Consider the following 21462-nt stretch of genomic DNA (forward strand, 5'->3'; position numbering starts at 1 on the left):
TCAGATTTTCCTCGCCAAAGTACGGCCAAAAAGGCCTTCGGGGCGGAACGCCAGAACCAGCGACATCACGCCGTAAATGACGAAAAGTTCGAATTCAGGGGCATAATGAACGGCAGCGGCGCGGCTCAATCCAACCAGAAGGGCACCAACCGCGGCACCGCCGATGCTGCCAAGTCCACCAATCACGACCACGGCAAAGGCCAGAACGATGACTTCAATCCCGATACCCGGCACAACCGAGATGGCAGGTGCGGTCAGCGCACCGGCAAGTGCACCAAGGATGGTACCGATGACAAAGGTGATGGTGAACATGAGGCGGACATTAACGCCCATCGCCACCGCGATCTCGCGGTCATGGATCACCGCGCGCAATACCTTGCCGGTATTGGTGCGTTCGAGCAGTCCCCACAAAACAAGGCCAATGACGGCCGAAACCCCGACCAGTGACAGGTCGTAATTCGAAACCTTAAGCAGTCCAAAAGACGTTCGGCCGAGTTCGGAATAGGGCTGATAGGCGAAATACGGATTGACCCCCCAGACGATTTTCATCGTGTCTTCAAGGATAAGCAAAAGCGCATAGGTAATGATCACCATCAGGATTTCGTCGCGGCCGTACATCAGGCGCAGCAATCCGCGTTCAAGGATCACGCCGACAATCAGTCCGGCAACCAGTGCCGCACCAATCAGCAAAAGATAACTGATCCAGGCCGGGCCGATACCGTTGTTGAAATACCAGCCAACAAGGGATGCTGCCGAATAGGCGCCAATGGCATAGAAGCTGCCGTGCGCCATGTTCAGGATGCGCATCACCCCGTAAATCACGGTCAGGCCAGCGGCCACGAGAAACAGCCACGATGCATAGATCGAGCCATCAATCAGGACGGCAAGAAGACTTGTCATCACAAATATCCAGTGTGCAGGGAAAAGGGCGGGCATCCCGCAAAAGAGATGCCCGCATCGCAGGAAGATTGCGTTTAGTTACACTGAGCGCCCGGGAAGCCCTGGGCAATCCAGTCTGCGGCAGAAACGCCTTCTGGCGGAGTTACGCATTCGCCTGAGAATGAAACGGTATTGACGATGGACGCCTTGCCGTCTTCATAGTGGTATTCGCCATAGGTGATGCCCTGCATCGCCTGATGACCATTGCCGCGCGCCATTTCGACAGTACCCGAAACGGATTCAAAGGTTGCCCCCTTGAGGCCCGTCGCAAGCTGATCTGCGGTCGGGATTTCCTTGTCGGCAAGGCCTGCATTTTCAGCGGCAAATTTCAGGCCGAGGATCGCTTGTGCCATCTTGGTTGCCGGGTAAACCGGATCAAGATCATAGGCGGCGTTATAAGCACCCTTGAACCAGGTGTTCAGGGCGTTGTCCGGCGCAAATGCACCGAACGGACCGCGCGCACCAATGATCATGCCATTTGGTGCCTGATCTTTATAGGTGGCAAGGCTCGCTTCACCGCAGGTTAGCAAACCGGTGGCGTCTTCAAGAAGGCCACGGGCATTTGCCTGAAGAACCAGGGCTTCCATGTCGCCACCCCAGAAGGAGCTGTGGACGATTTCCGGACGTTTGACCGACAGGGCAGAGATTTCTGCGCCATACTGGCCCTGATAGATTTTTGGGAACTGTTCTTCGACGATTTCTGATTCCGGCAGCAGTTTTGCCGCTGCAGCCGTAAAGTCAGCCCAGCTGTCCTGACCCCAGGAATAGTTCTGCTGAATACCTGACAGACGGGTTACGTCCGGACGGGTTGCTTTGAGATAGCGAACGGCACCGATATTGTCGACCGATGCATCAAGGCCGGTACGGAACATATATTGTGCATCGGGGTTATCCGCAAACAGGCGGGGAGTGCCGCAATCATACGCAATAGTGAAGGTTTTCAGTTCTTCTGCTACAGGAGCAACTGCGAGGCAATCACCCGAAGACACATAGCCGATCACGGCATCAACTTTTTGGCGCTGGACAAGGTTGCGGTATTCTTCAACCTGCTTGGTTGCACCACCAGCCTCATCAATAATAACTGCTTCGATTTCCGCCCCATTGATGCCAAGCTTGTTATAAGGTGCTGGTACCTCTCCCTTGTTAAGCGCTTCGACAAGAATTTTGGCGGCATTCGCAGAAGGAACGCCAAACGGACCAGCAGCCGGGCCAGACAGGAAGGTGACGATGCCGACGCGGAATTTGCCGTTTTCGGCAGCCGATGCAGCTGATGCAAGGCCGACCGTCAAGGCAAGGGCAGCGACGCCCGAAACCAGATAATTGCTGAAAGTTGTTTTATTATTCTTCACTTTTTTCCTCCCTTGGGAAAGGTCTATGGAGATGGCGGTGGAACAGCCTCAGACCCACCGGCCACGGCATCGCGGCGGCGTTTGACCATCTCTTTTGACGGTTTGAGGTCTTCGGCGTCATAGATCGCCCAATTTCCCACCATCAGTTTCGATGGCGGAAAATCTTCGTTATGGACGACCGTGCCCACGGCTTGCGCCTGGACAATCTGGTGGGTGTCGGGATCGATATAGGATGCAAAGCCCGGCGGGTCTTCGGGCAGGGCCAGTTGCAACCCTTCGAGTGCGGTGATCAGTGCCCTGTCATCGTCTGAGCCGCCCGCCTTTTCGATGGCACGCGCAATTGCAATAATGCCGGTATAGGCACCCTCGGCGGCATAAGTCGGATAACGACCGGTCAGGTGATGGAATTGCGCGACAAATCGTTTGTTACGTCCGGTTTCTGGCCAATTATTGTGATGACGAGCCGAAAGGATCAGGCCGGGATAGGGCTGATTACCCAGCGCCATCATCACATCGTAATTGGCACCGGTATCAAAATTGGCCAGACGGGTGGTTTCAAAGAAACGGGTCGTTGATGCCTGTTTGATGAAGGCAATGAAATCTCCACCCCAAAGTGCGGTGACAACGACGTCCGGCTTCGCCGATTGCAGGGCATTGATATAGATCGAATAGTCCGGCTCATAGAGCTTGGGCCATAATGCGCTGACGGTTTCATATTCAACACCAAGGCCATCGAGTGCCAGTTGCAAGTCCGTCCAGGAAACATGCCCATAATCATAGTCGGGCCCCACAAAGGCCAGCCGTTTCCAGCCAGTTTCCTTTTGAATGTCGCGCAGATAGCGCGCCCCTGCGGCCATGCTGGTCCAGCTGTCATTTGTGGCCCGGAAATAATAATCATGACCGGCTTCGATGCTGAGCCGAGAAGATGCATGATCGGTTCCGATCATGATGACTTTTTCCTGACGGGCAAGGTCGCTTACTGCGTGGGCAACGCCTGATGATACGATCCCGCAGAAAAACCGGGCTTTATCCTTGGCGATGAAGTCCTGTGCCAAACGCACGGCATAAGAAGCCTTTGATCGCGGATCATCGGCAATGATGCGAAGTTTTGGTGGGGTTAGTCCTGCCTTGGTTTCAGCGGCAAGGTCATCAAGTGCGATTTGAATGCCGACGATGCTGTCTCGACCATAGGTCGCTGATCGACCGGTCATGGGGTACAAACAGCCGATCACCGCATCCGCTTCTTTGGCTGATGCACCCAGCTCAAAACGTTCGGCTTGTGCGCTATTGGCGACAAGCATTGTGAACGTGGCAATAATTATGGTGATGCACCCGGAAACCGGGCGTTTGAGCATCTCCATGATGTATCCTCCCTACGAATGGTTGTTCCATTCGTGTTTGTACCTTTGTCCCACTGATTGGCAAAGGCTGTGCCAACTGATCACTAAAAGGAAAAAGGCAGGGAGATTGCGGTTTTGTGCGATGGATGTGCGGGCGCTCACAAACAATGCGCGCGGTTATGAGCGGTTGGCGCTCCGAACGGAAGAAGCCATTGAGCGGTTTTCGCTCAATGGCTTTTGATTTCGTGAATGGCCGGAACCGCCCTTTTTGTTATTGCAGTCCCAGTCTTTGCAACCTTCGCTTTAAGGCGTGTCGCGAAATGCCAAGGATTTCTGCCGCCCGGCCCTTGTGCCCGTTTGCCTGATCAAGCGCGTCCCGCACCAGAGTGCGTTCCGTGGTATCAAGGCGATCCTGCAATTGCGGCGCGTTAGAGCTTGCGGGCTGATGGGGTTCCCGTTCGTCATGCAACTCGTCTTCATGAAATTCGGCAGGCAGGAGTTCCGGGTAAATCATCTTTGCCGGATACAAAATGGTCAGCCGTTCGATCAGGTTCTTGAGTTCGCGTACATTCCCGCGCCAGCGATGTGCAAGCAAAATATCAACCGTTTCCAGTGCAAACTTGATCGGTTGGCATCCCTCGGCCTTTGCCTGTTTATCGGCAAAATGTTCGACCAGTTTGATGATGTCGTCACCCCGTTCCCGAAGGGCCGGGATATCAATGGTAATGACATTCAACCGATAGAACAGGTCTTCGCGGAAATTGCCTAGACGGACTTCTTCGGCAAGGTCGCGGTTGGTTGCCGCAATCACACGCACATCGGCCGATGCCGAATGCTCGCTGCCAACCGGGCGATAAGCACCATTTTCCAGAAAGTGCAGGAATTTCGCCTGCAGAGCCAGCGGAAGTTCGCCGATCTCGTCGAGAAACAGGCTGCCACCATCTGCGAGCTTTACCAGACCGGTACGTTTCTGATGGGCACCTGTATAGGAGCCTTTTTCCGCGCCAAAGAGTTCGGACTCAATCAGTTGCTCGGGCAATGCTGCGCAGTTCACCTCGATGAAGGCCCGCGATGATCGTGGGCTTTCGCCATGGATTGCACGTGCGACCAATGCCTTGCCAGTGCCGGACTCTCCCAGCAAAAGAATACGGCTGGCACTACTTTTGGCGACGCGTTCAATAGTGGTGCGCAGGTTGCTCATGACTGTGCAATCGCCGATCAGGCCGTTGGCCGGAACATCGCGTTTACGATGATATTCCAGTTCCAGCGCCGTCTGATTTTGATCCAGAACCGTATTGATCGTGTGGATCAGCTCATCAAGTTCGAACGGCTTGCTAAGATAGTCTGCGGCCCCAAGCTTGACGGCCTTGACTGCCGCACGGGTATCGCCATGCGCCGAGATCATGATCGCAGGTATATCAATGTCAAGATTACGGATACTGTTCAGGACCTCCATGCCATCGGCGCCGGGCAGGCGCAGATCAAGCAGGATAATGTCGAACTGGTTCTTCCGAACTTCGAGAAAGGCATCTTCGCCGGAATGAACGCCCGTGACGTCCATACCTTCTGTTCTCAGTGCAAAACTCAAAGAACGAACGAACGATTCCTCATCGTCGACGATCAGTATTCTGATCTTCTGGGACATTTTCGGGATATTCCTCCTCGGAAGTTCCTGCTTTTGCGGCGAGGAACTTCAATGTAATTGTCGTGCCCTCTTGCGGGGCGCTTTCAATATGAATGGTACCTTGATTGGCCTCGACGAGCTGCTGGCTGATCGTCAGGCCAAGACCGGTCCCTTTGCTTTTCATGGTAAAAAATGGTTGTACCACGTCAAGCAAATGCTGTTTGGGGATGCCCGCGCCATCGTCTGTGACGCGGATTTCTACCCACTCTTCGTTCTGTTCTGCCCGCAAACCGACGGTGCCGCCGACCTTACAGGCCTGAATGGCATTGATGCCAAGATTAAGCAGAACCTGCAAAACCTGATCCGGGTCGATATGAAGCTTCAGCCCGGAATCGCCGCTGGTGTAAAACCGGACATTCGCTTCTTTGGCAATCGGTTCAAGAACTCGGGAAGACTGACGAAACAGCTCGCGAACTTCGGCATTTTGCAGATTGGCCTCTCCCGGGCGTCCATAAGCCAGAAGATCGTTCACCACGCGTGAAAGGCGATCAATCTGATGGCCCATGTCGTCAAGCAAGACCTTGCGTTCACCATCCTGTTCCTTGCGGGTGAGGGCCTGAACGGTGGTTTTCATCGTGGCCAATGGATTGCGAACTTCGTGGGCAACGCCCGTTGCAAACTGTCCAAGTACTGCAAGTTTTTCGGCGCGAACGGTTCGGTCAATCAGGTCTTTAAGCTGCCATGCCATGGTGTTGAATGCTTTGGCAACCGTGCTGATTTCATCACGGCGGCGGCCTTCGGGCAGACGGTAATATAGATCGCCCGATGCAATGCTGTGCGCGCCCTGAACCAGTGTATCAACCCTTCGCCGCAGGCTGCGCGACAGGGCAAAAAAGATTGCCAGAATGACCAGGATTATAAGGGTCGCTGTGACATAAAGCCAAAACCGGGTCTGATCAATCGGTTGCAAAATGGTGCCTGGATGAACACTCATGACGATATTCCAGCCCGGAAGAATGCTGGGGCCTTCAATCAGTTCACCGGTGACTTCGGCTGGACGGCCCGTTGGGTCCAGAACAACACCACCTGGCGTTCGCAAAAGCGGTTCAATCACCCCGGCAACACCAGCACTGACAAGGAGTTCGGTCAGGGATGCAAGACGCATATGAAGCGCAACAGACGTATTCTGGCCAAGCCCGTTATCGCGAATATGCTGACGCATCAAAATCCAGCCGGAATTCCCATTTTCGGGCAGTTGCGGCCCGATGAATTCGATACCTTCATGTTCGACGCGGGGAAGACCTCGGATATCCCAACCGGTTTTGGACCAATATGGCGGGCCGGACGCGGCTTGCCCGGCAACCAGTCTGTCCAGATTATCATTCCAGTCAAAAAATAGCACGCCATACAAATCAGGTGAATCCGCCTCGACCCGCAGCAATGCAAGCGCCTCTTCTGCCTGCGGTGAATTTGGCGCATCAATGAAGGCCGGTAACGCCGGGTGGTTTGACAGGGTCACCAATTGATAAATGCGGGCGTCCAGAAATGCGGAAAGTTTGTTTGATGTTGCTGCAACCTGCGCGCTCAGGCGCTCACCCGTCAGGCGGTCAATCAGTTCACTGGAAAAACGCTGATAAAAGAAGCTCAGTGCGACAAGCGCACATATTACAACGCCGACCGATAAAAGCGTGTATCGGCCAACCAAACTCATACGCTGATTGCGCGACCAATGGAAACCGGACACTTAGCGCCTCCCATGCGCTGGTTTTACCAACGCGCATTGTTCATTTGCTTAGTTCTGTCGGAATTGTCTTCATCCGGCAAGTCAAACGTCTCTTTTGCCCAAGGGCGACAATTTAACAAGTCGTCCTAGAATGTGACGCACATCAATCTTCAGCCGCGTGCCGGTGTTTGACAAGATGGCTAACCTGCCAGACGTTTCATCACGGCCTAACTAGGGGGCCTCATGAAGAAGGCTGTGACATGAATAATGCCACAGCCTTCTTGGTATTCGGATAAACAGGAAGCAAATTCAATTGGCGAAAGACAATTGAACTTTAACCGATTTGCTTCGATCTCGTGCGACTTCAAACGCTTCTTGTGCGGTTTCAAGCGGATAGGTTTGGGTGATGATTGGGGTGACATTTATGTCACCGCGGTCAATCAGGCGCACAGCATCGGCAAATTCCGCGTGGAATCGGAAGGTTCCGGTGATCGTGATTTCCTTGGCGACCAGCGGGTTGAAGGGGACAGGGATTTCACCTGCAACCCCGACCTGAACCAGAATACCCTGCGGCCGCAAAACACTGATTGCAGACCGCAATGCTGCCGGGGCTGCCGAACATTCCAGACAAACGTCAAACTGACCTTTGTCCTGTTCATAGGCTTTCAGGTCGTCCGCGGCATTGGCGATATTGATGGTGCTGGTTGCACCCATTTGCTGCGCAACATTCAGCGCGAAATCCTGCAAATCGGTAACAACGATTTCACTGGCCCCGGCACGTTTGGCCGCGGCGGCACAAAGGCTTCCAATCGGGCCAGCCCCGGTAATCAGAACCTTTTTCCCCGAAAGGTCACCAGCACGCGCCACGGCATGCAGACAGACTGCCAGTGGTTCTGCACAGGCGGCATGGCCGATATCTGTTTGATTGCTGATCGCAAAGCACTGGCCTTGCCGGACATTGACCAGATCACGGAATGCTCCCTGAATATGGGGCATTGGCATTGCAGAGCCGAAGAACTTCATGTTCAGGCAATGCTGCTGCAGGTTTTTCTTGCAATAGCTGCAAGTGCCGCATGGGTGACTTGGATTGATCGCGACCTTTTGTCCGATGACAAGCCCGGTAACATCGGGGCCAAGTGCAACAATCGCCCCGGCGGCTTCATGGCCCAGAATGATCGGTTCGCGCACGCGGATCTGGCCGATGCCGCCTTCGAAATAATAATGCATATCCGAACCACACACACCGCCGGCCCCGACGCGGATAAGAACTTCGTCATGGGCGGAAGCAGGGGCGTTTTCAGTTTCGATCCGCAGATCGTCTTGGCCATACAGACGGCAAACACGTGTTTGCATAGATTACTCCATCAGGGACGGCAGCCAGGTTGACAGCGCCGGGATATAGGAAACAAGAAACAGGATCATGATGTTCGTCAGAAGGAACGGCATCAGGGCCCGGATCACCGTGGTGACCGGTGCCTTGGCAATGTTTGCACAGATAAACATGCAAATCCCGACCGGCGGAGTTGTCAGACCGATCATCAGGTTGAGAACTGCAAACACGGCAAAGTGGATCGGATCAACGCCGACATTGGTCGCCAGTGTCAGAAGCGGCACAAACAGGATGATCAGGGCTGCGATGGTTTCCATGAACATGCCGACGACAAGCAGCACCAGATTGATCAGTAGAATGACGACATATTTATTGTCGGTCACGGACAAGACCGCATTCGAGATCATCTGGGGAATGCGTTCAGAAACCAAAATCCAGCCAAACACGTTGGCCAAACCGACAAGGGCCAGAATGGCCGCCGCAGTGACGGCACTATCGACAATGATTTTTGGAACCCTGCGCAGTGGCAGTTCACGATAAATGAAGCAGCCCACAATCAGGGCATAGAGGCTTGCGATGACGGCGGTTTCTGTAGGCGTGACTATGCCGCTTAGCAGACCGCCAACGATTAGTGCCGTCATGGCAAGAGCCCAGAAGGCCCCCATGAAGGAGCGAAGCAGTTCGCCAAAGCCCTGCCATGGCTGGTGGGGGAATTTGCGACGAACAGCGATGATGTAGCAGGTAATCATCATGGCAATGCCCATCAGGATGCCCGGGATGGCTCCGGCGATGAACATTTTGCCAACAGAGATACCCGAAAGTGCGCCGACGATGATCATTGGCATGCTTGGCGGGATGATCGGGCCAACCGTAGATGAGGCCGCGGTCACCGCAGCAGAAAAGGCAGGGGTATAACCGGCGCGCACCATGCCGGGAATCATCATGCCACCGATGGAAGCAGCATCGGCAACCGCAGTGCCAGAAATGCCACCAAACAGCATGGAGCCGGTAACGTTGGTAAGGCCCAGCCCACCGCGCATCCAGCCCACCATTGCATTGGCGAACCGGACGATGCGCGGCGTGATGCCACCCCCATTCATCAGGTTCCCGGCAAGGATGAAGCCAGGAATGCAAAGCAGAACAAAGACGTCCATCCCCGCGAACATTTTTTGCGGGATGACGACGAGCGGAATGCCTTCAATGAGCAGATAACAAAGCGAAGACAGGCCCAAAGTAACGGCAACGGGAAGCCCGATAACAAGGCCGAGGGCGAAAACGCCTAGTAAGATTGCAAGGCTCATGGAAAGTCCTTTGTCGTGTCTTCGGGTTTTCCGTCAGATACACCGGCGATAACACGGATCATACGCAAGGTTGCGAAAAGGCTAAGCAGCACGAGAAGGATGAATACCGTCGCGTGGATAAAGTCCATTCGGACCCCGAGTGCAGGCGAGGTTTGCATGACACCGATGGAAACGAACCTCCATGCGGGGGATACCAGAATCAGGCAGAAGCCAGTGGTTAGAGCAGCTGAAACGAACATGAGCGCCCGCTGTATGCGCAGGGGTAGCATTTCGCATACGATATCAACATTGACCAATTCACCATTGCGGAACGAGAGGCCAACACCGAAAGCGGCGAGAAATAGCAGGGCATAGCGCGTTAGTTCTTCTGTCCAGACCGGAGAGCTGGGCATGAAGGTGCGCGAAAAGACCTGTATTAGAACCGTGCACATTAGGATGCTGAAGGCAGCCCCCGTTGCGATGCGACACAGTGCGATAATGAACGCGTATAATCTGGCAAAAAGCACGTTGCTTCCCCGTCGGAAAGGGATCGGTCACGCGAAGTGACCGATCCCGCACATTTTATTTTGTGAAGAGTTCTTCGACGAATGGACGAATTTCGTCGGAAACATTGGCGAGAACTGCATCTTTAGCTTTTGCAGCAAAGGCCTTTTTGTCGACTTCAACAAAGGTCATGCCTTTTTCCTGAAGTTCTTTGGTCAGGCGTTCTTCGTCCGCGGCGAACAGGTCGCGTTCGTAAGCTTGTGCGCGTTTTGCGGCCTCGGTCACAGCAGCCTTGTCTTCGTCAGACAGGTTGTTCCAGGTGATTTCCGAAATGGTCAGGTAGATCCATGAACGAACATGCTCGGTTTTGTTCACGAATTTCTGAACTTCATCGAAGCTGGCGGAATCGATGAGCGCAAGCGGGTTTTCCTGCGCGTCAATCGTGCCAGCCTGAAGCGAGGTAAAGACTTCGGAAAACGCCATCGGTGTCGGCTGTGCGCCAAGCGCCTTCCAGACATCGAGGAACAGCGGCACGTTCGGAACGCGCATTTTCAGACCATTGAGATCATCCGGGCTTTTGATTTCACGGTTCGAGGTCAGGTTACGCGGACCACGTGCAAAATAGGCGATCGGACGAATCTGTGCCTTTTCGACGATCTGATCTTCAATTTTTGAACCGATTTCGCCGCTGGCAACCGCATCCATGTCTTCTAGCGTGGGATAGGCGTAAGGCACAGCCAGAAGGGCCGCCATCGGAGCCCAGTTCTGAAGGCTTTCACCGGTAATGGTCATATCGACCGAACCAAGCTGCATGCCGTTGATCAGGTCGATTTCCTTGCCGAGCGTTTCGTTCGGGAAGACCTGAACATCAATGCGGCCGTCGGTAAGGCTTGAGAGTTCTTCGCCGAATTTGACCGCAGCCTTGTGCCAGGAATTCTGTTCATTGGCGAGATGGCCAAGTTTGAGGGTCATTTCAGCCGCAATCGCAGAACTGCTCATCATCATGGCTGCGACACCAGCGATCATAAGTTTTTTGGTCGTTTTTTTAAGCATATTTTCCTCCCAGTTCGGTTGACGTCTCAGGATGACAACGCAGAATTGGCGTCATCAAAAAGCTCCGTTTTGGAGCGGGCAATATCAGGCAGCGTATGCAGGATTTCACGGAGGTGTTCACGCATGGCTGCGCTGGCTGTTTCGGGATCACGGGCTGTGATCGCCGCAACAATTCGGACATGCTGTTCGATGATTTCGTCCATCGGAAACTGGAAGTAGCTCAGATACCGTACCCGGTCGAGTTGGGCGCGGACATCTTCAACGACCTTCCACGCATATGTTCTTCCGGCGGCCTCCGCCAGGCAGTGATGAAAATCATGATCCAGTTTCAGAAACGACCTTGCATCGCCTTTCATTGCTTTGCGCTGATCGGAAATCAGTTGTTCGAGGCGGGCAAGAAACGCATCGTCAGGTTCTTTTGCAACAAAGCGTGCAATGTCGGCTTCAATGGCTTCGCGGACAAATCGTGCGTCAAGAACAGCGGCAACAGAAATTTTCCGCACATAGGTTCCGCGCTGCGGACGAACTTCCAAAAGACCCTCGTCGGCAAGCTTGATGAAAGCTTCGCGGACCGGTTGGCGGCTGACATTAAAATGTTTTGCAAGTTCTGCTTCGGACAAGCGCACACCGGGAAGCAGGTCCGTACACACGATCCGTTCGCGTATGATGCGATGGATCTGTGGGCCGACAGCCTGATCGTGCGTGATTTCCCAGTCGTTTTGTTCGGGATCGCCCATCAATCTCTCCTTGCTTTTCTGAGTCATGATGCATACTACCATACTAGTCAACAAAATTATGTCGTGATACTGTTCACAACCGTTATAGTCGGTGTTGAAGACACCACGCCAATACAGAGAGAAACACATGAAACAAACCTGGAGATGGTTCGGCCCGAGTGACCTGGTCAGCATTGACGATATTTGTCAGGCCGGTGCACATGGTGTGGTTTCCGCCCTTCATCATGTGCCGAGTGGCGCTGTCTGGACTTCCGATGAAATTGCCAGGCGTCATGCCGAAATCGCGACCATGAAAGATGGTGCGCCGTCGGGACTGACCTGGGATGTTGTTGAAAGTCTCCCGGTTTCCGAATCGATCAAACGTCAGGTTGGTCCGTGGCGTAATCACATCGAAGCTTACAAGCAAAGCCTTCGCAACCTTGCCGATTCCGGCATCCGTATTGTCTGTTACAACTTCATGCCGGTTCTTGACTGGACACGCACGCATCTGAATTGGCGACTAGCCAACGGTGCGACCTGCATGCGTTTTGACCTGACCGATTTCGTCGCGTTTGACCTGTTCATCCTGAACCGTGCCGGTGCGGAAAATGACTATCCCGCCGGAATCGTTGCCGAAGCCAAAAACCGTTTTGCCGAAATGACGGACAAACGCCGTGCCGAGCTGGAACGAACGGTTGCCTTTGGTTTGCCGGGGGCGGTTGAAAACCTCTCTCTGGATGATCTGCGTGCCCTGCTTGAAACCTACGCCGTGATCGACGCCGATACGCTGCGGGCCAATCTGGTCGCGTTTCTCGAAGAAGTTGTTCCGGTCGCGCGCGAGGTTGGTATTCGTATGTGTTGCCATCCCGATGATCCCCCCTTCGCGCTTCTGGGGTTGCCGCGGATCATGTCGACCGAAGACGATTACGCCTTTATCATGCGTGCTATCGATATCCCGGAGAACGGTATTACGTTGTGTTCCGGCTCGCTTGGTGTCCGTCCTGAAAATGACCTACCGGGGATGCTGAGGCGCTGGGGGGATCGCGTGCATTTCATCCATTTGCGCAATACCAAACGCGAAAGCGAAGGCTTGCCGTGCAGTTTCCACGAGGCAGAGCACTTGGACGGTGACACCAATATGGTCGATCTGATCGAGGAAATCCTGCGAGAGGAAGCACGCCGGAAGGCTGCGGGACGTGCGGACTGGAACATCCCCATGCGTCCGGATCACGGGCAGGATATTCTTGATGACCTGAACCGGAAGGGACAGCCGGGTTATCCGGCGATCGGGCGTCTCAAGGGCCTTGCCGAGTTGCGGGGGGTAATGACGGCACTTTCTGCAAGGTTTGATTTGCTTGGGGCCCAAAAATGACACCTTCGGATAATTCCGCTGCTGCCCCTCATGCAGATATGGCAACGGCCGGTATCGTGCATATCGGTATTGGTGCTTTTCACCGCGCCCATCAGGCGGTTTATACCGACTTGGCGATGCAGGCCAAAGGCGGGAACTGGCGCATCATCGGTGTCAGTCTGCGCAGCACTGATATTGTCGACGCCCTGAATGCCCAGGACTGCGCCTTTACGGTGATTGAACGTCATCCGGATGGCCCCAAGGCCCGCAGGATCACCAGCCTGTCAAAGGCAATAGCGGCTTCGCGTGATGTTGCACCGGTTTTGGATGCGCTTGCCGATCCGGAAATCCGGATTGTTACCATCACGGTCACCGAAAAGGCATATGGCATTGATCGGGTGTCGGGGACGGTTCAGGCGGAACATCCGGCTGTAAAACATGATCTGGCATATCCCGCCACGCCAACCGGGCTTCTCGGGATATTGGTTGCCGGGCTGAAGCGCCGCAAACAGGCTGGCATTCGTCCATTTACAATCGTTTCTTGTGACAACCTGCCATCGAACGGGGTGTTGTTGCGCAACGGTGTGATTGACTTTGCCAAGCGGAGCGACCCGGACCTTGCAGGCTGGATCAAGGATAATGTGTCCTTCCCTTCGACGATGGTTGACCGGATTACCCCGGCTGCGACAGCGACAACGCTTTCGGATGCCAGGCGTTTAACCGGGATGGACGACCCGGCGGCAATTGAAACCGAACCCTTTTCACAATGGGTTATCGAGGATGATTTCCCCGATGGCAGGCCCGCCTGGGAAGAAGCAGGTGTAATTCTGGTTCACGATGTAGAGCCATACGAGCTTATGAAGCTTCGTATGCTTAACGGCAGCCATTCCCTGATCGCCTATTTGGGGCAAGTCGGTGATTATCGCTATGTCCGCGACGCCATGGCGAACGAGGCTTTCTCGCAACTTGTTGCGCAGCATATGGAAAATGCTGCTGCAACGATGGCACCGCTTGCCGGGATTGATTTTTCGAATTACGGGGCCGAACTGGTCGCGCGTTTCCGTAACCCGGAAATCGCACATGAAACCCGCCAGATCGCCATGGATGGCACCGAAAAACTCCCGCAGCGGATTTTTGCCCCGGCCTGCGACCTGCCACAGGACAGCAAGAAGATCGGCACATTTGCCCTTTGTTTTGCAGCCTGGATGGCTGTGATGCGCCAGCGAGTCAACACTGCGCCAGACGCAGCTGCCGAACTTCTAAATGACCCGCGTGCGGACGAAATAATAGAAGCATTGGCCGGTTATCAGGATGCAGCAGATATATATGAAAATCTTGCGAAGCTTCCCGGCTGGATGCCCAGACAGTTGCAGGATAGTCCGTTCTGGCGTGAAGCCGTAATTGAACGTTTGGCCATGTTATTGTCGGACGGCGCCGATGCCGCCATTACCCACGAGATCAATGCGTGACTTTGCCCTGATTAATTGTGGTCGGTGAATGGGCGATCGAAAGGGCATCTGATCAGCTAAGGCGTCGCCACTTATCGATGCTTCGCATGTTTTGATTGGTGTGGTTACAAAAAGCATCAACAATATTGAAAATGATTATCATTACTGATACTTTCCGCTCGTCACCGTTGTGGGGGCTGTCTGTCCGGGCGCGCGAAACGGGCCATAGGGCGGAGTTTCATAGGTAATGATAGAACATACGCATGAGTTTCTGGCGGAACACACTTGCAAAGCTGTTCGAAGACCATCGGCGTCAGCTTGTCGCGATGGTTGTTCGGCGGATACGTGATCGTGAAGTTGCGGCCGAACTTGTGCAGGATGTCTATGCGCGTCTGATGCAGTCCGGTGATTGCGGCGAGCCGGAAGCCAATACCAAGATGCTTTATGCGTCAGTACGCAATGCCGTCATTGATCATCACCGCAGCACCTTTGGCCGCGCGAAGGCCATGAACGGGGTCCTTCCGGATCAGATATGGCAGTGTGAAACGACGTCTCCTTACGATCATGCCGAAGCCCGTCAGGCGCTTTCCGCGCTTGACCGTGCCTTGCTGGAACTTTCGCTAAAGGCGCGCGAGATGTTCATCCTTCATCGCGTCGATGGCATATCCAACGCAAAATTGGCGAAAAAGTATGGCATTTCCGTCAGTGCGGTGGAAAAACAACTGGCCCGGACCATGCGCCATTGCCAGGAACGGCTGGCAGCCTATCGCGACGACGTCTGATAAATCCCATACGCGCTATGAGGATATTTTATCGTCATCCGTTATTGTTTATAGAAAGGGAATTTGGCGGATCACATCATTTACTGATATGAACGCCAGATCATGACGGGCGAAACGGGAACCTATGCAAGGCGCTTTTGAACCGACTGAACAGCAAAAGGACGAAGCTGCACTCTGGCACGCAAGACGGGCAGGTGGTTCGCTGTCGGCTGAGCAGGAATACGAGTTCGAACAATGGCTGAATGCAGACCGCAATAACCGGCTGGCCTTCGATCAGATGCGCGTGCTTTGGGCCCGGATCGAGGAGCCGGCAAGACGTCTTTCTGAAACCCAAAGGAAGCCAGCACTTTCCGGTTTCCTCTCATGGTTCCGCCCGCGGCGCTCTTTTGCCGCCCTTGCGGGAATGGTATTTGTCGCGGGCGCGGTCTTTTTCCTTCATCCCGATTTCATCGATAACATCCAGGCCGATATCGTTACCGGGCAGTCAAATGTCACTGCAATTGCATTGCCCGATGGTTCGGTTGTGCGGCTTGCGGCCAACAGTGCGTTATCGACCGACTTCGATGAAGGCCACCGGGAAATACAATTATTGCGGGGACAGGCATTTTTTGAAGTTGTCCACCGTAATGGAGATCCGTTTCGGGTGCGGACCGGCGATGCCACGGTACAGGTCGTTGGCACTCGATTCAATGTGGATCGCCTTTCACAACAGACTGTTGTGGTTGTCGAGGATGGGGCTGTTCGCGTATCAAGCGGGCTGAATGAAAACGGTGTTCTGCTGGGACCGGGGCAGCAGGTTGTTGTCAATGACGGAACCCTCTCGCCATCTGATATCGGCGATGTCGGACTCGCACTATCCTGGATGAAGGGGCGTCTTAGTGTGCACAACATGCCCGTCTCAGAGCTGACCGCCCGGTTGGAAAACTTTGATGAAGGCCGCATCGTTGTGATTGGCGATGTTGGAATGCGCAGCATTTCCGGCAGTTTCCCGACGACCGATATTCCCGGATCGCTTGAAACTGTTGCCGACGCAATTGGCGCAAAGATCGTCAGAACCTCGCCCTGGTTGACTGTTGTTTACTGAGATTGCGAGAAATTCGCAAAAAATCATTCTCCGATGTGAGGACTCTTATTTCCCGTTCGTTTGTCCTTTTAGATGCAGGGGGACCTGCCTGAAAGAAAAGACGTTTATGGAGCGGGAAGTTGGAATTCAAACAAGCAAGAACAAGAACATACTCTCTGATTTCGGCATTGCTGGTTTCAACGGCAATGGTCGTTCCAGCGACATCGGGGGCGCTGGCGGCAAATGTGCAGACCGAAATTGCACAGGCGACCTATTCATTTGATATTTCGGTTTCCTCCCTTGCCGAAGGGATTGCTGAAATCGGCGCCGCTTCGGGATGGCGGATTGCCTATACGATTGATCTGCCGTCTATCGATGGTGCGCGCGCAATCCGCGGGGATATGACGGTTCCCGCCGCAATTGATACATTGCTGCGCGGTACCGGGCTTTCCTATCGTGAAACTGGCGAAAATTCCCTGATCCTGATCGACCCTGCGGCGGAAGCAGGGCAAAGCGGGGCGGCGGTTGTTGATCCGATCCGGGTTGAAGCCAACAGCACGCAATCCGATCTGCCACCTGCCTATGCCGGTGGCCAGATCGCGACCGGTGGCCGTCTTGGCATGCTGGGCAATACGGACATCATGGATGCACCCGTCAGCATCACCAGTTACACCAGCGAAAAGATTGCCGATCAGCAGGCTCAGACGATTGCCGATGTTCTTAAAAACGATCCATCGGTCAGAACGCCCAATAGCAGCGGTGGTATGCTCGATACTTATCAGATCCGCGGTTTCAATGTGAATACCGGCAATTTTGGTGAAATGGCGTTCAACGGGGTTTACGGTGTTGCGCCAACCTATCGCGCATTATCCGGGTTTGCCGAGCGCGTTGAAGTTCTGAAAGGGCCAGCTGCCCTTCTTGCCGGAATGGCACCTAATAGCGGTGTCGGCGGTGTCATCAATATTGTTCCAAAACGTGCCGGTGACGAAGATCTTAACAGGGTCAGTGCGGATTATGGACTTGGTAAGCAGGCAGGGGGCAATGTTGATTTCAGCCGCAGATATGGCGATGACGGTGAGTTCGGGGTTCGCTTTAACGGTGGATATCACAATGGTGATACTTATCTGGACCATCAGACACGTGAAACCTCACTTGGCGCACTTGCTCTGGATTATCGTGGAGATGATCTGCGGCTGTCGCTTGACGTTATTGATCAGCGTGAAAACCTGAATGCTCCCTTTCGCGAATATCGTATTGCTTCCGGCCTGACGATGCCGTCTGCACCTGACGGCAATAAAAATGTCACTCATGACTGGGAGTGGTCGGACACTGTTGATCGATCTGCATTACTACAGGGCGAATACGATTTCGATAATAGCTTTACACTGTTTGGCAGTTTCGGCGGCGGAAAGTCGGAGGTTGATCGTTTGTTCGGCTATCCCATCATCCGGGCAAATGATGGAACGATTGAAGATGACAGTCTTTCATTCATGCGCTTCCAGACAGAAAGATGGACTGCAAGTGCCGGTGTGAGAAGCGAATTTGAGACCCTCGAAGTCAAACACAAGGTCACACTGGAGGCCAGTCGTTATGAAGACACCTTCAAGCGTGGGCAGGTGTTCTCGACAACGGATCCATTTTCCAACATTTACAATCCGGTGGCCAACGCACCAGTTGCAGTAGCGGCACCGACATCAAAACCAAAGATATCTGAATCCGATATGACCGGTGTTGCGTTGGCAGACACAATGTCGATTTGGGATGACCGGTTTTTGGTAACAGTTGGTGCGCGTCAGCAGCGTGTTGAAACCAATAACTTCAGTGCTACGACTGGTGCTGTAACGGCTGCATACGATAAAAGCGTTGTTACCCCGATGGTCGGCGTGGTGTTCAAGCCTTGGGAAAATGTTTCTCTCTACGCAAACTATCTCGAAGGTCTTAGCAAAGGTGCTAACGCACCCATAACCGGCGAAGCTTTGTCGCCTTATGTGGCTGAACAGATCGAAACGGGCGTGAAGTTGGACTTCGGTTCAATAAGCACGACAGCAGCGGTTTTCCAGATCACGAAGCCCTTTGCTCAGAATGTAAGTGGCAGTTATGACAGCGACGGTGAACAGCGTAACCGAGGGTTCGAACTGAACGTCTTTGGTGAAGTCACGCCAACCGTAAGATTGTTGGGGGGCGTCATGTTCCTTGATGCGGAACTGACTAAAACCAACAGTTCTACGACCCGCGGGAATAGCGCTGTCGGGGCACCTGAAATGCAACTCAACCTGACCGCAGAATGGGATGCTCCCTTTGTCAAAGGGATGACGCTAAGCGGAACAATCACGCACACATCGGAACAGTATATTGATACTGCCAATACCCAGGACATTCCAGACTGGACAACACTTGACTTGGGGATGCGTTACAAAACTTCAATCGCCGAAACACCCGTTACATTCCGCGCCACCATCCAGAACGTTACGGATGAAGACTACTGGTACGGTGTCAACGAATTCAGCATGGTCTCTGTCGGTGCACCTCGTACGGCTCTGCTGTCTGTAACGGCTGATTTCTAGTCGGATGTCCGTTCGCTGGCAGATACATCTTCTGTTTATCATCCAGCTGGTCTCGATGGGTGCGATGGAGATGAGCGGGCCGTTCTGGCCCGTTCATTTGCATTCATTAAGCCATTCGGACGACCTGTTCACATTTGCCAGTATTGCGGTCTATATCGGGCCGATGCTGGGCATCATGCTGACCAGCACGTTCTGGGGGCGGCTTGGGGATCGGTTCGGTCATAAGGCGATGATGATGCGCGCCCTTTTCGGGCTTGCGATTACCCAGCTTGCGCTGGCCTATGCCAATGACGTGTGGCTGATCCTGATGTTGCGGTTTTTGCAAGGGGCTTGTGCTGGGTATATTGCACCGGCACAGGCTTACGGTGTCAGTATCGAAAGTCCGGCAAGACGGGCAAAGTTGTTTGCCTATCTGCAGGTTTCAACCAATGTCGGCTCGCTTGGCGGTGCGTTGGTGGGGGGCGTGATCCTTGATCATGCGGCTTTCTTCTGGATCAACTTTTCCGCGGCCATTCTTTGTACGATCTGTTTGATCTCGGTTTGGGTATTGCTGCCGGTTGTAACGCCAAAAGGTACAAACCGTGATGCTGCCCCGGATGCAACGCCCGTCGCAAAGATCAGTATTTTGCGATCACCACAGATCATCTCCATTCTGACCATTCTCGGCATTTTGCTACTCGGCAGAATGGTAACCCAATCACCGTTTTCGATTTATGTGCTGAACATCTTTGATGTTGGCAACTGGGTCGTCGGTTTTTGCTATGGCTTGCTGGCACTTGGTTTTGTTGTTTCGGCATCCCTTTGGGCGCGCTATTTCGAAGGGCGTGCTGCGCGCGATATTCTGGGCGGCATGTGTCTGGTGATTGCCGGATGCGTGGTGGTGACGGGGCTTGCCGGTGCCACCCGGTCGATCTTTGTTTTTACCGCGATGTATTTTATCTGGGGTGTGTTGCTTGGTGCGACGACGCCGGTACTGACCGCCCTTGTGTCGCGGGCGGCGGGCGACCACCGCCAGGGTCACGTCCTTGGTCTTGCGCAAAGTACGGCGCAATTTGCCTCGATCGCGGGTATCGCTCTTGGTGGCTTGTTCAGTCAGGCCGCCGGACTTTCAAATATCTATTTCCTTGTCGGATTTGTTTACGCCATCGGGTTTGTCCTGACCGTTTTTGCGCGCGCGCGTGCAGACACGATTGCCCGACCATCAGAAATTCCCGGAGAATAATAATGATCGTAAAAACGATATCACGCCTGATCACAGCCGCCGCTTTAAGCCTGCTTTTTATTCAGACGGCCTTGGCCGAAATGATCACCGTCACCGACATTGCCGGACGCAAGGTCGAGGTCAATGCGCCGATCCAAAGGGCAGTCTTGGGTGAAGGGCGGCAGATTTATATCATCGCTGCTCTGGATCGTGAAAATCCGGCAAAACGGATTGTTGGCTGGCGCAAGGATCTGATCGAGGCCGACCCGGCTACTTATCAGGCCTATCTGGCGAAGTTCCCGGCATTTGGCGATATTCCGGCTTTTGCCGGGCTGGAACAAAGCCTGATTGATATCGAAACCACGATTGCGCAAAAGCCTGATGTCGTGTTCCTGAACCTTGAAACACAACAGGCCGTTGAAGAGGCGAACTATGTTGAGAAGCTTGGTGCGCTTGGCATTCCGGTGATCTATGTCGATTTCCGGCATGATCCGGAACACAATACCGAGCCATCAATCAGGCTGTTTGGCAAACTGTTCGATCAGGAAGCCCGCGCAGAAGAGTTCATCACATTCCGCGCCGCCGAAATTGCTCGCGTGACCGATAAACTGGCGGAAACCAATCCGGCGCGCCCCAAGGTCTTCATCGACCGGGCTGCCGGTTTTTACGAGGATTGCTGCCATTCGTTTGGCGACGGCAATTTCGGTGCGATGGTCGAAATGGCGGGGGGCGACAATATCGCGAAGGACCTGATCCCGGGAACATTCGGGCAAATCAATGCCGAACAGGTTCTGGTTTCAAGTCCCGATCATGTGATTGTCACCAGTGCCGAGTGGGATGCCTATGTCCCGGGCGGGAAATGGGTGCCGGTCGGGCCGGGGGCGGATGCGCAACTGGTTGAGAAGAAGCTGGAATATTATCCGGCACGTTCGGCCTATCTTGGAATTGCGGCGCAAAAAACGCATGCATTCCATGCTGTCTGGCACCAATTTTATAATAGCCCCTATCAGTTCGTCGCGATCCAGCAGATGGCAAAATGGTTCCATCCGGATCTGTTTGCCGATCTTGATCCCGATGAAACGTTCCGCCAACTGCATGACCGCTTCCTGCCAATCGATTATCAGCCGGGTTATTTTGCGTCACTGGACGCGGCGAAGTAATAGGCGATTCCCCGCGATAACATGATGGATATCGC

17 protein-coding genes are annotated in these 21462 nt (G+C 53.8%); 7 read left to right on the plus strand and 10 right to left on the minus strand.

Annotated features, from left to right (window positions below; translation table 11 throughout):
* The 10 genes from SMB34_RS13170 to SMB34_RS13215 all read right to left on the minus strand — a co-directional run bounded on the left by SMB34_RS13170 (window position 1) and on the right by SMB34_RS13215 (window position 11879).
* Window positions 1–900, minus strand: a complete 900-nt coding sequence (locus tag SMB34_RS13170) for a branched-chain amino acid ABC transporter permease (RefSeq protein ID WP_007089016.1) — start codon at window positions 898–900, stop codon at window positions 1–3.
* 74 nt (window positions 901–974) lie between these two features.
* The gene (locus SMB34_RS13175; protein ID WP_007089015.1) at window positions 975–2288 is read right to left on the minus strand and encodes an ABC transporter substrate-binding protein; all 1314 of its coding nucleotides are present in this window, start codon (window positions 2286–2288) and stop codon (window positions 975–977) included.
* Between the two features lie 23 nt (window positions 2289–2311).
* Window positions 2312–3649, minus strand: a complete 1338-nt coding sequence (locus SMB34_RS13180; protein ID WP_037990584.1) for an ABC transporter substrate-binding protein — start codon at window positions 3647–3649, stop codon at window positions 2312–2314.
* 250 nt (window positions 3650–3899) lie between these two features.
* Window positions 3900–5273, minus strand: coding sequence for a sigma-54-dependent transcriptional regulator (locus tag SMB34_RS13185; protein ID WP_037990586.1), 1374 nt, complete (start codon window positions 5271–5273; stop codon window positions 3900–3902).
* Window positions 5236–6996, minus strand: coding sequence for a sensor histidine kinase (locus SMB34_RS13190; protein WP_037990587.1), 1761 nt, complete (start codon window positions 6994–6996; stop codon window positions 5236–5238). The genes SMB34_RS13185 and SMB34_RS13190 overlap by 38 nt, the downstream gene beginning before the upstream one ends.
* A gap of 288 nt (window positions 6997–7284) precedes the next feature.
* Window positions 7285–8328: an L-idonate 5-dehydrogenase gene (locus tag SMB34_RS13195; protein ID WP_037990590.1), complete on the minus strand. Its 1044-nt coding sequence runs from the start codon at window positions 8326–8328 to the stop codon at window positions 7285–7287.
* Window positions 8329–8331: 3 nt separating this feature from the next.
* Complete coding sequence (locus SMB34_RS13200) at window positions 8332–9606, minus strand: TRAP transporter large permease (protein ID WP_037990591.1); 1275 nt, start codon at window positions 9604–9606, stop codon at window positions 8332–8334.
* Complete coding sequence (locus tag SMB34_RS13205) at window positions 9603–10112, minus strand: TRAP transporter small permease (RefSeq protein WP_037990593.1); 510 nt, start codon at window positions 10110–10112, stop codon at window positions 9603–9605. The genes SMB34_RS13200 and SMB34_RS13205 overlap by 4 nt, the downstream gene beginning before the upstream one ends.
* Window positions 10113–10167: 55 nt before the next feature.
* Entirely contained in the window at window positions 10168–11142 is a 975-nt protein-coding gene (locus tag SMB34_RS13210) for a TRAP transporter substrate-binding protein (RefSeq protein WP_007089007.1), read from the minus strand.
* A gap of 26 nt (window positions 11143–11168) precedes the next feature.
* Entirely contained in the window at window positions 11169–11879 is a 711-nt protein-coding gene (locus SMB34_RS13215; protein ID WP_007089006.1) for a GntR family transcriptional regulator, read from the minus strand.
* 127 nt (window positions 11880–12006) lie between these two features.
* On the opposite strand from SMB34_RS13215, the gene uxuA reads away from it, so the two are divergent.
* The 7 genes from uxuA to SMB34_RS13250 all read left to right on the plus strand — a co-directional run bounded on the left by uxuA (window position 12007) and on the right by SMB34_RS13250 (window position 21427).
* Complete coding sequence (gene uxuA / locus SMB34_RS13220; RefSeq protein ID WP_037990595.1) at window positions 12007–13230, plus strand: mannonate dehydratase; 1224 nt, start codon at window positions 12007–12009, stop codon at window positions 13228–13230.
* On the plus strand, window positions 13227–14678 hold the full coding sequence (locus tag SMB34_RS13225; RefSeq protein ID WP_037990597.1) for a mannitol dehydrogenase family protein: 1452 nt from the start codon (window positions 13227–13229) through the stop codon (window positions 14676–14678). The genes uxuA and SMB34_RS13225 overlap by 4 nt, the downstream gene beginning before the upstream one ends.
* A gap of 242 nt (window positions 14679–14920) precedes the next feature.
* A complete protein-coding gene (locus SMB34_RS13230; protein WP_037990599.1) occupies window positions 14921–15439 on the plus strand; it encodes an RNA polymerase sigma factor in 519 nt (172 codons plus the stop codon).
* Between the two features lie 124 nt (window positions 15440–15563).
* On the plus strand, window positions 15564–16523 hold the full coding sequence (locus SMB34_RS13235) for a FecR family protein (RefSeq protein ID WP_037990600.1): 960 nt from the start codon (window positions 15564–15566) through the stop codon (window positions 16521–16523).
* A 119-nt stretch (window positions 16524–16642) separates the two neighbouring features.
* Entirely contained in the window at window positions 16643–19066 is a 2424-nt protein-coding gene (locus SMB34_RS13240) for a TonB-dependent receptor (RefSeq protein ID WP_037990603.1), read from the plus strand.
* A 4-nt stretch (window positions 19067–19070) separates the two neighbouring features.
* A complete protein-coding gene (locus SMB34_RS13245) occupies window positions 19071–20288 on the plus strand; it encodes an MFS transporter (protein ID WP_037990605.1) in 1218 nt (405 codons plus the stop codon).
* A 2-nt stretch (window positions 20289–20290) separates the two neighbouring features.
* On the plus strand, window positions 20291–21427 hold the full coding sequence (locus tag SMB34_RS13250) for an ABC transporter substrate-binding protein (RefSeq protein WP_007088999.1): 1137 nt from the start codon (window positions 20291–20293) through the stop codon (window positions 21425–21427).
* Window positions 21428–21462: the final 35 nt, after the last annotated feature.

The organism is Thalassospira permensis NBRC 106175 (assembly GCF_000714555.1).
Lineage (GTDB): Bacteria > Pseudomonadota > Alphaproteobacteria > Rhodospirillales > Thalassospiraceae > Thalassospira > Thalassospira xiamenensis.

What these genes read in the sequence shown, in the direction of transcription:
- SMB34_RS13225 (WP_037990597.1), top strand. Translation starts at nt 13,227, where the DNA reads ATGACACCTTCGGATAATTCCGCTGCTGCCCCTCATGCAGATATGGCA.
- SMB34_RS13215 (WP_007089006.1), bottom strand. Translation starts at nt 11,879, where the DNA reads ATGGGCGATCCCGAACAAAACGACTGGGAAATCACGCACGATCAGGCT.
- SMB34_RS13195 (WP_037990590.1), bottom strand. Translation starts at nt 8,328, where the DNA reads ATGCAAACACGTGTTTGCCGTCTGTATGGCCAAGACGATCTGCGGATC.
- SMB34_RS13210 (WP_007089007.1), bottom strand. Translation starts at nt 11,142, where the DNA reads ATGCTTAAAAAAACGACCAAAAAACTTATGATCGCTGGTGTCGCAGCC.
- SMB34_RS13170 (WP_007089016.1), bottom strand. Translation starts at nt 900, where the DNA reads ATGACAAGTCTTCTTGCCGTCCTGATTGATGGCTCGATCTATGCATCG.
- SMB34_RS13185 (WP_037990586.1), bottom strand. Translation starts at nt 5,273, where the DNA reads ATGTCCCAGAAGATCAGAATACTGATCGTCGACGATGAGGAATCGTTC.
- SMB34_RS13250 (WP_007088999.1), top strand. Translation starts at nt 20,291, where the DNA reads ATGATCGTAAAAACGATATCACGCCTGATCACAGCCGCCGCTTTAAGC.
- SMB34_RS13235 (WP_037990600.1), top strand. Translation starts at nt 15,564, where the DNA reads ATGCAAGGCGCTTTTGAACCGACTGAACAGCAAAAGGACGAAGCTGCA.
- SMB34_RS13230 (WP_037990599.1), top strand. Translation starts at nt 14,921, where the DNA reads ATGAGTTTCTGGCGGAACACACTTGCAAAGCTGTTCGAAGACCATCGG.
- SMB34_RS13245 (WP_037990605.1), top strand. Translation starts at nt 19,071, where the DNA reads ATGTCCGTTCGCTGGCAGATACATCTTCTGTTTATCATCCAGCTGGTC.
- SMB34_RS13200 (WP_037990591.1), bottom strand. Translation starts at nt 9,606, where the DNA reads ATGAGCCTTGCAATCTTACTAGGCGTTTTCGCCCTCGGCCTTGTTATC.
- SMB34_RS13180 (WP_037990584.1), bottom strand. Translation starts at nt 3,649, where the DNA reads ATGGAGATGCTCAAACGCCCGGTTTCCGGGTGCATCACCATAATTATT.
- uxuA (WP_037990595.1), top strand. Translation starts at nt 12,007, where the DNA reads ATGAAACAAACCTGGAGATGGTTCGGCCCGAGTGACCTGGTCAGCATT.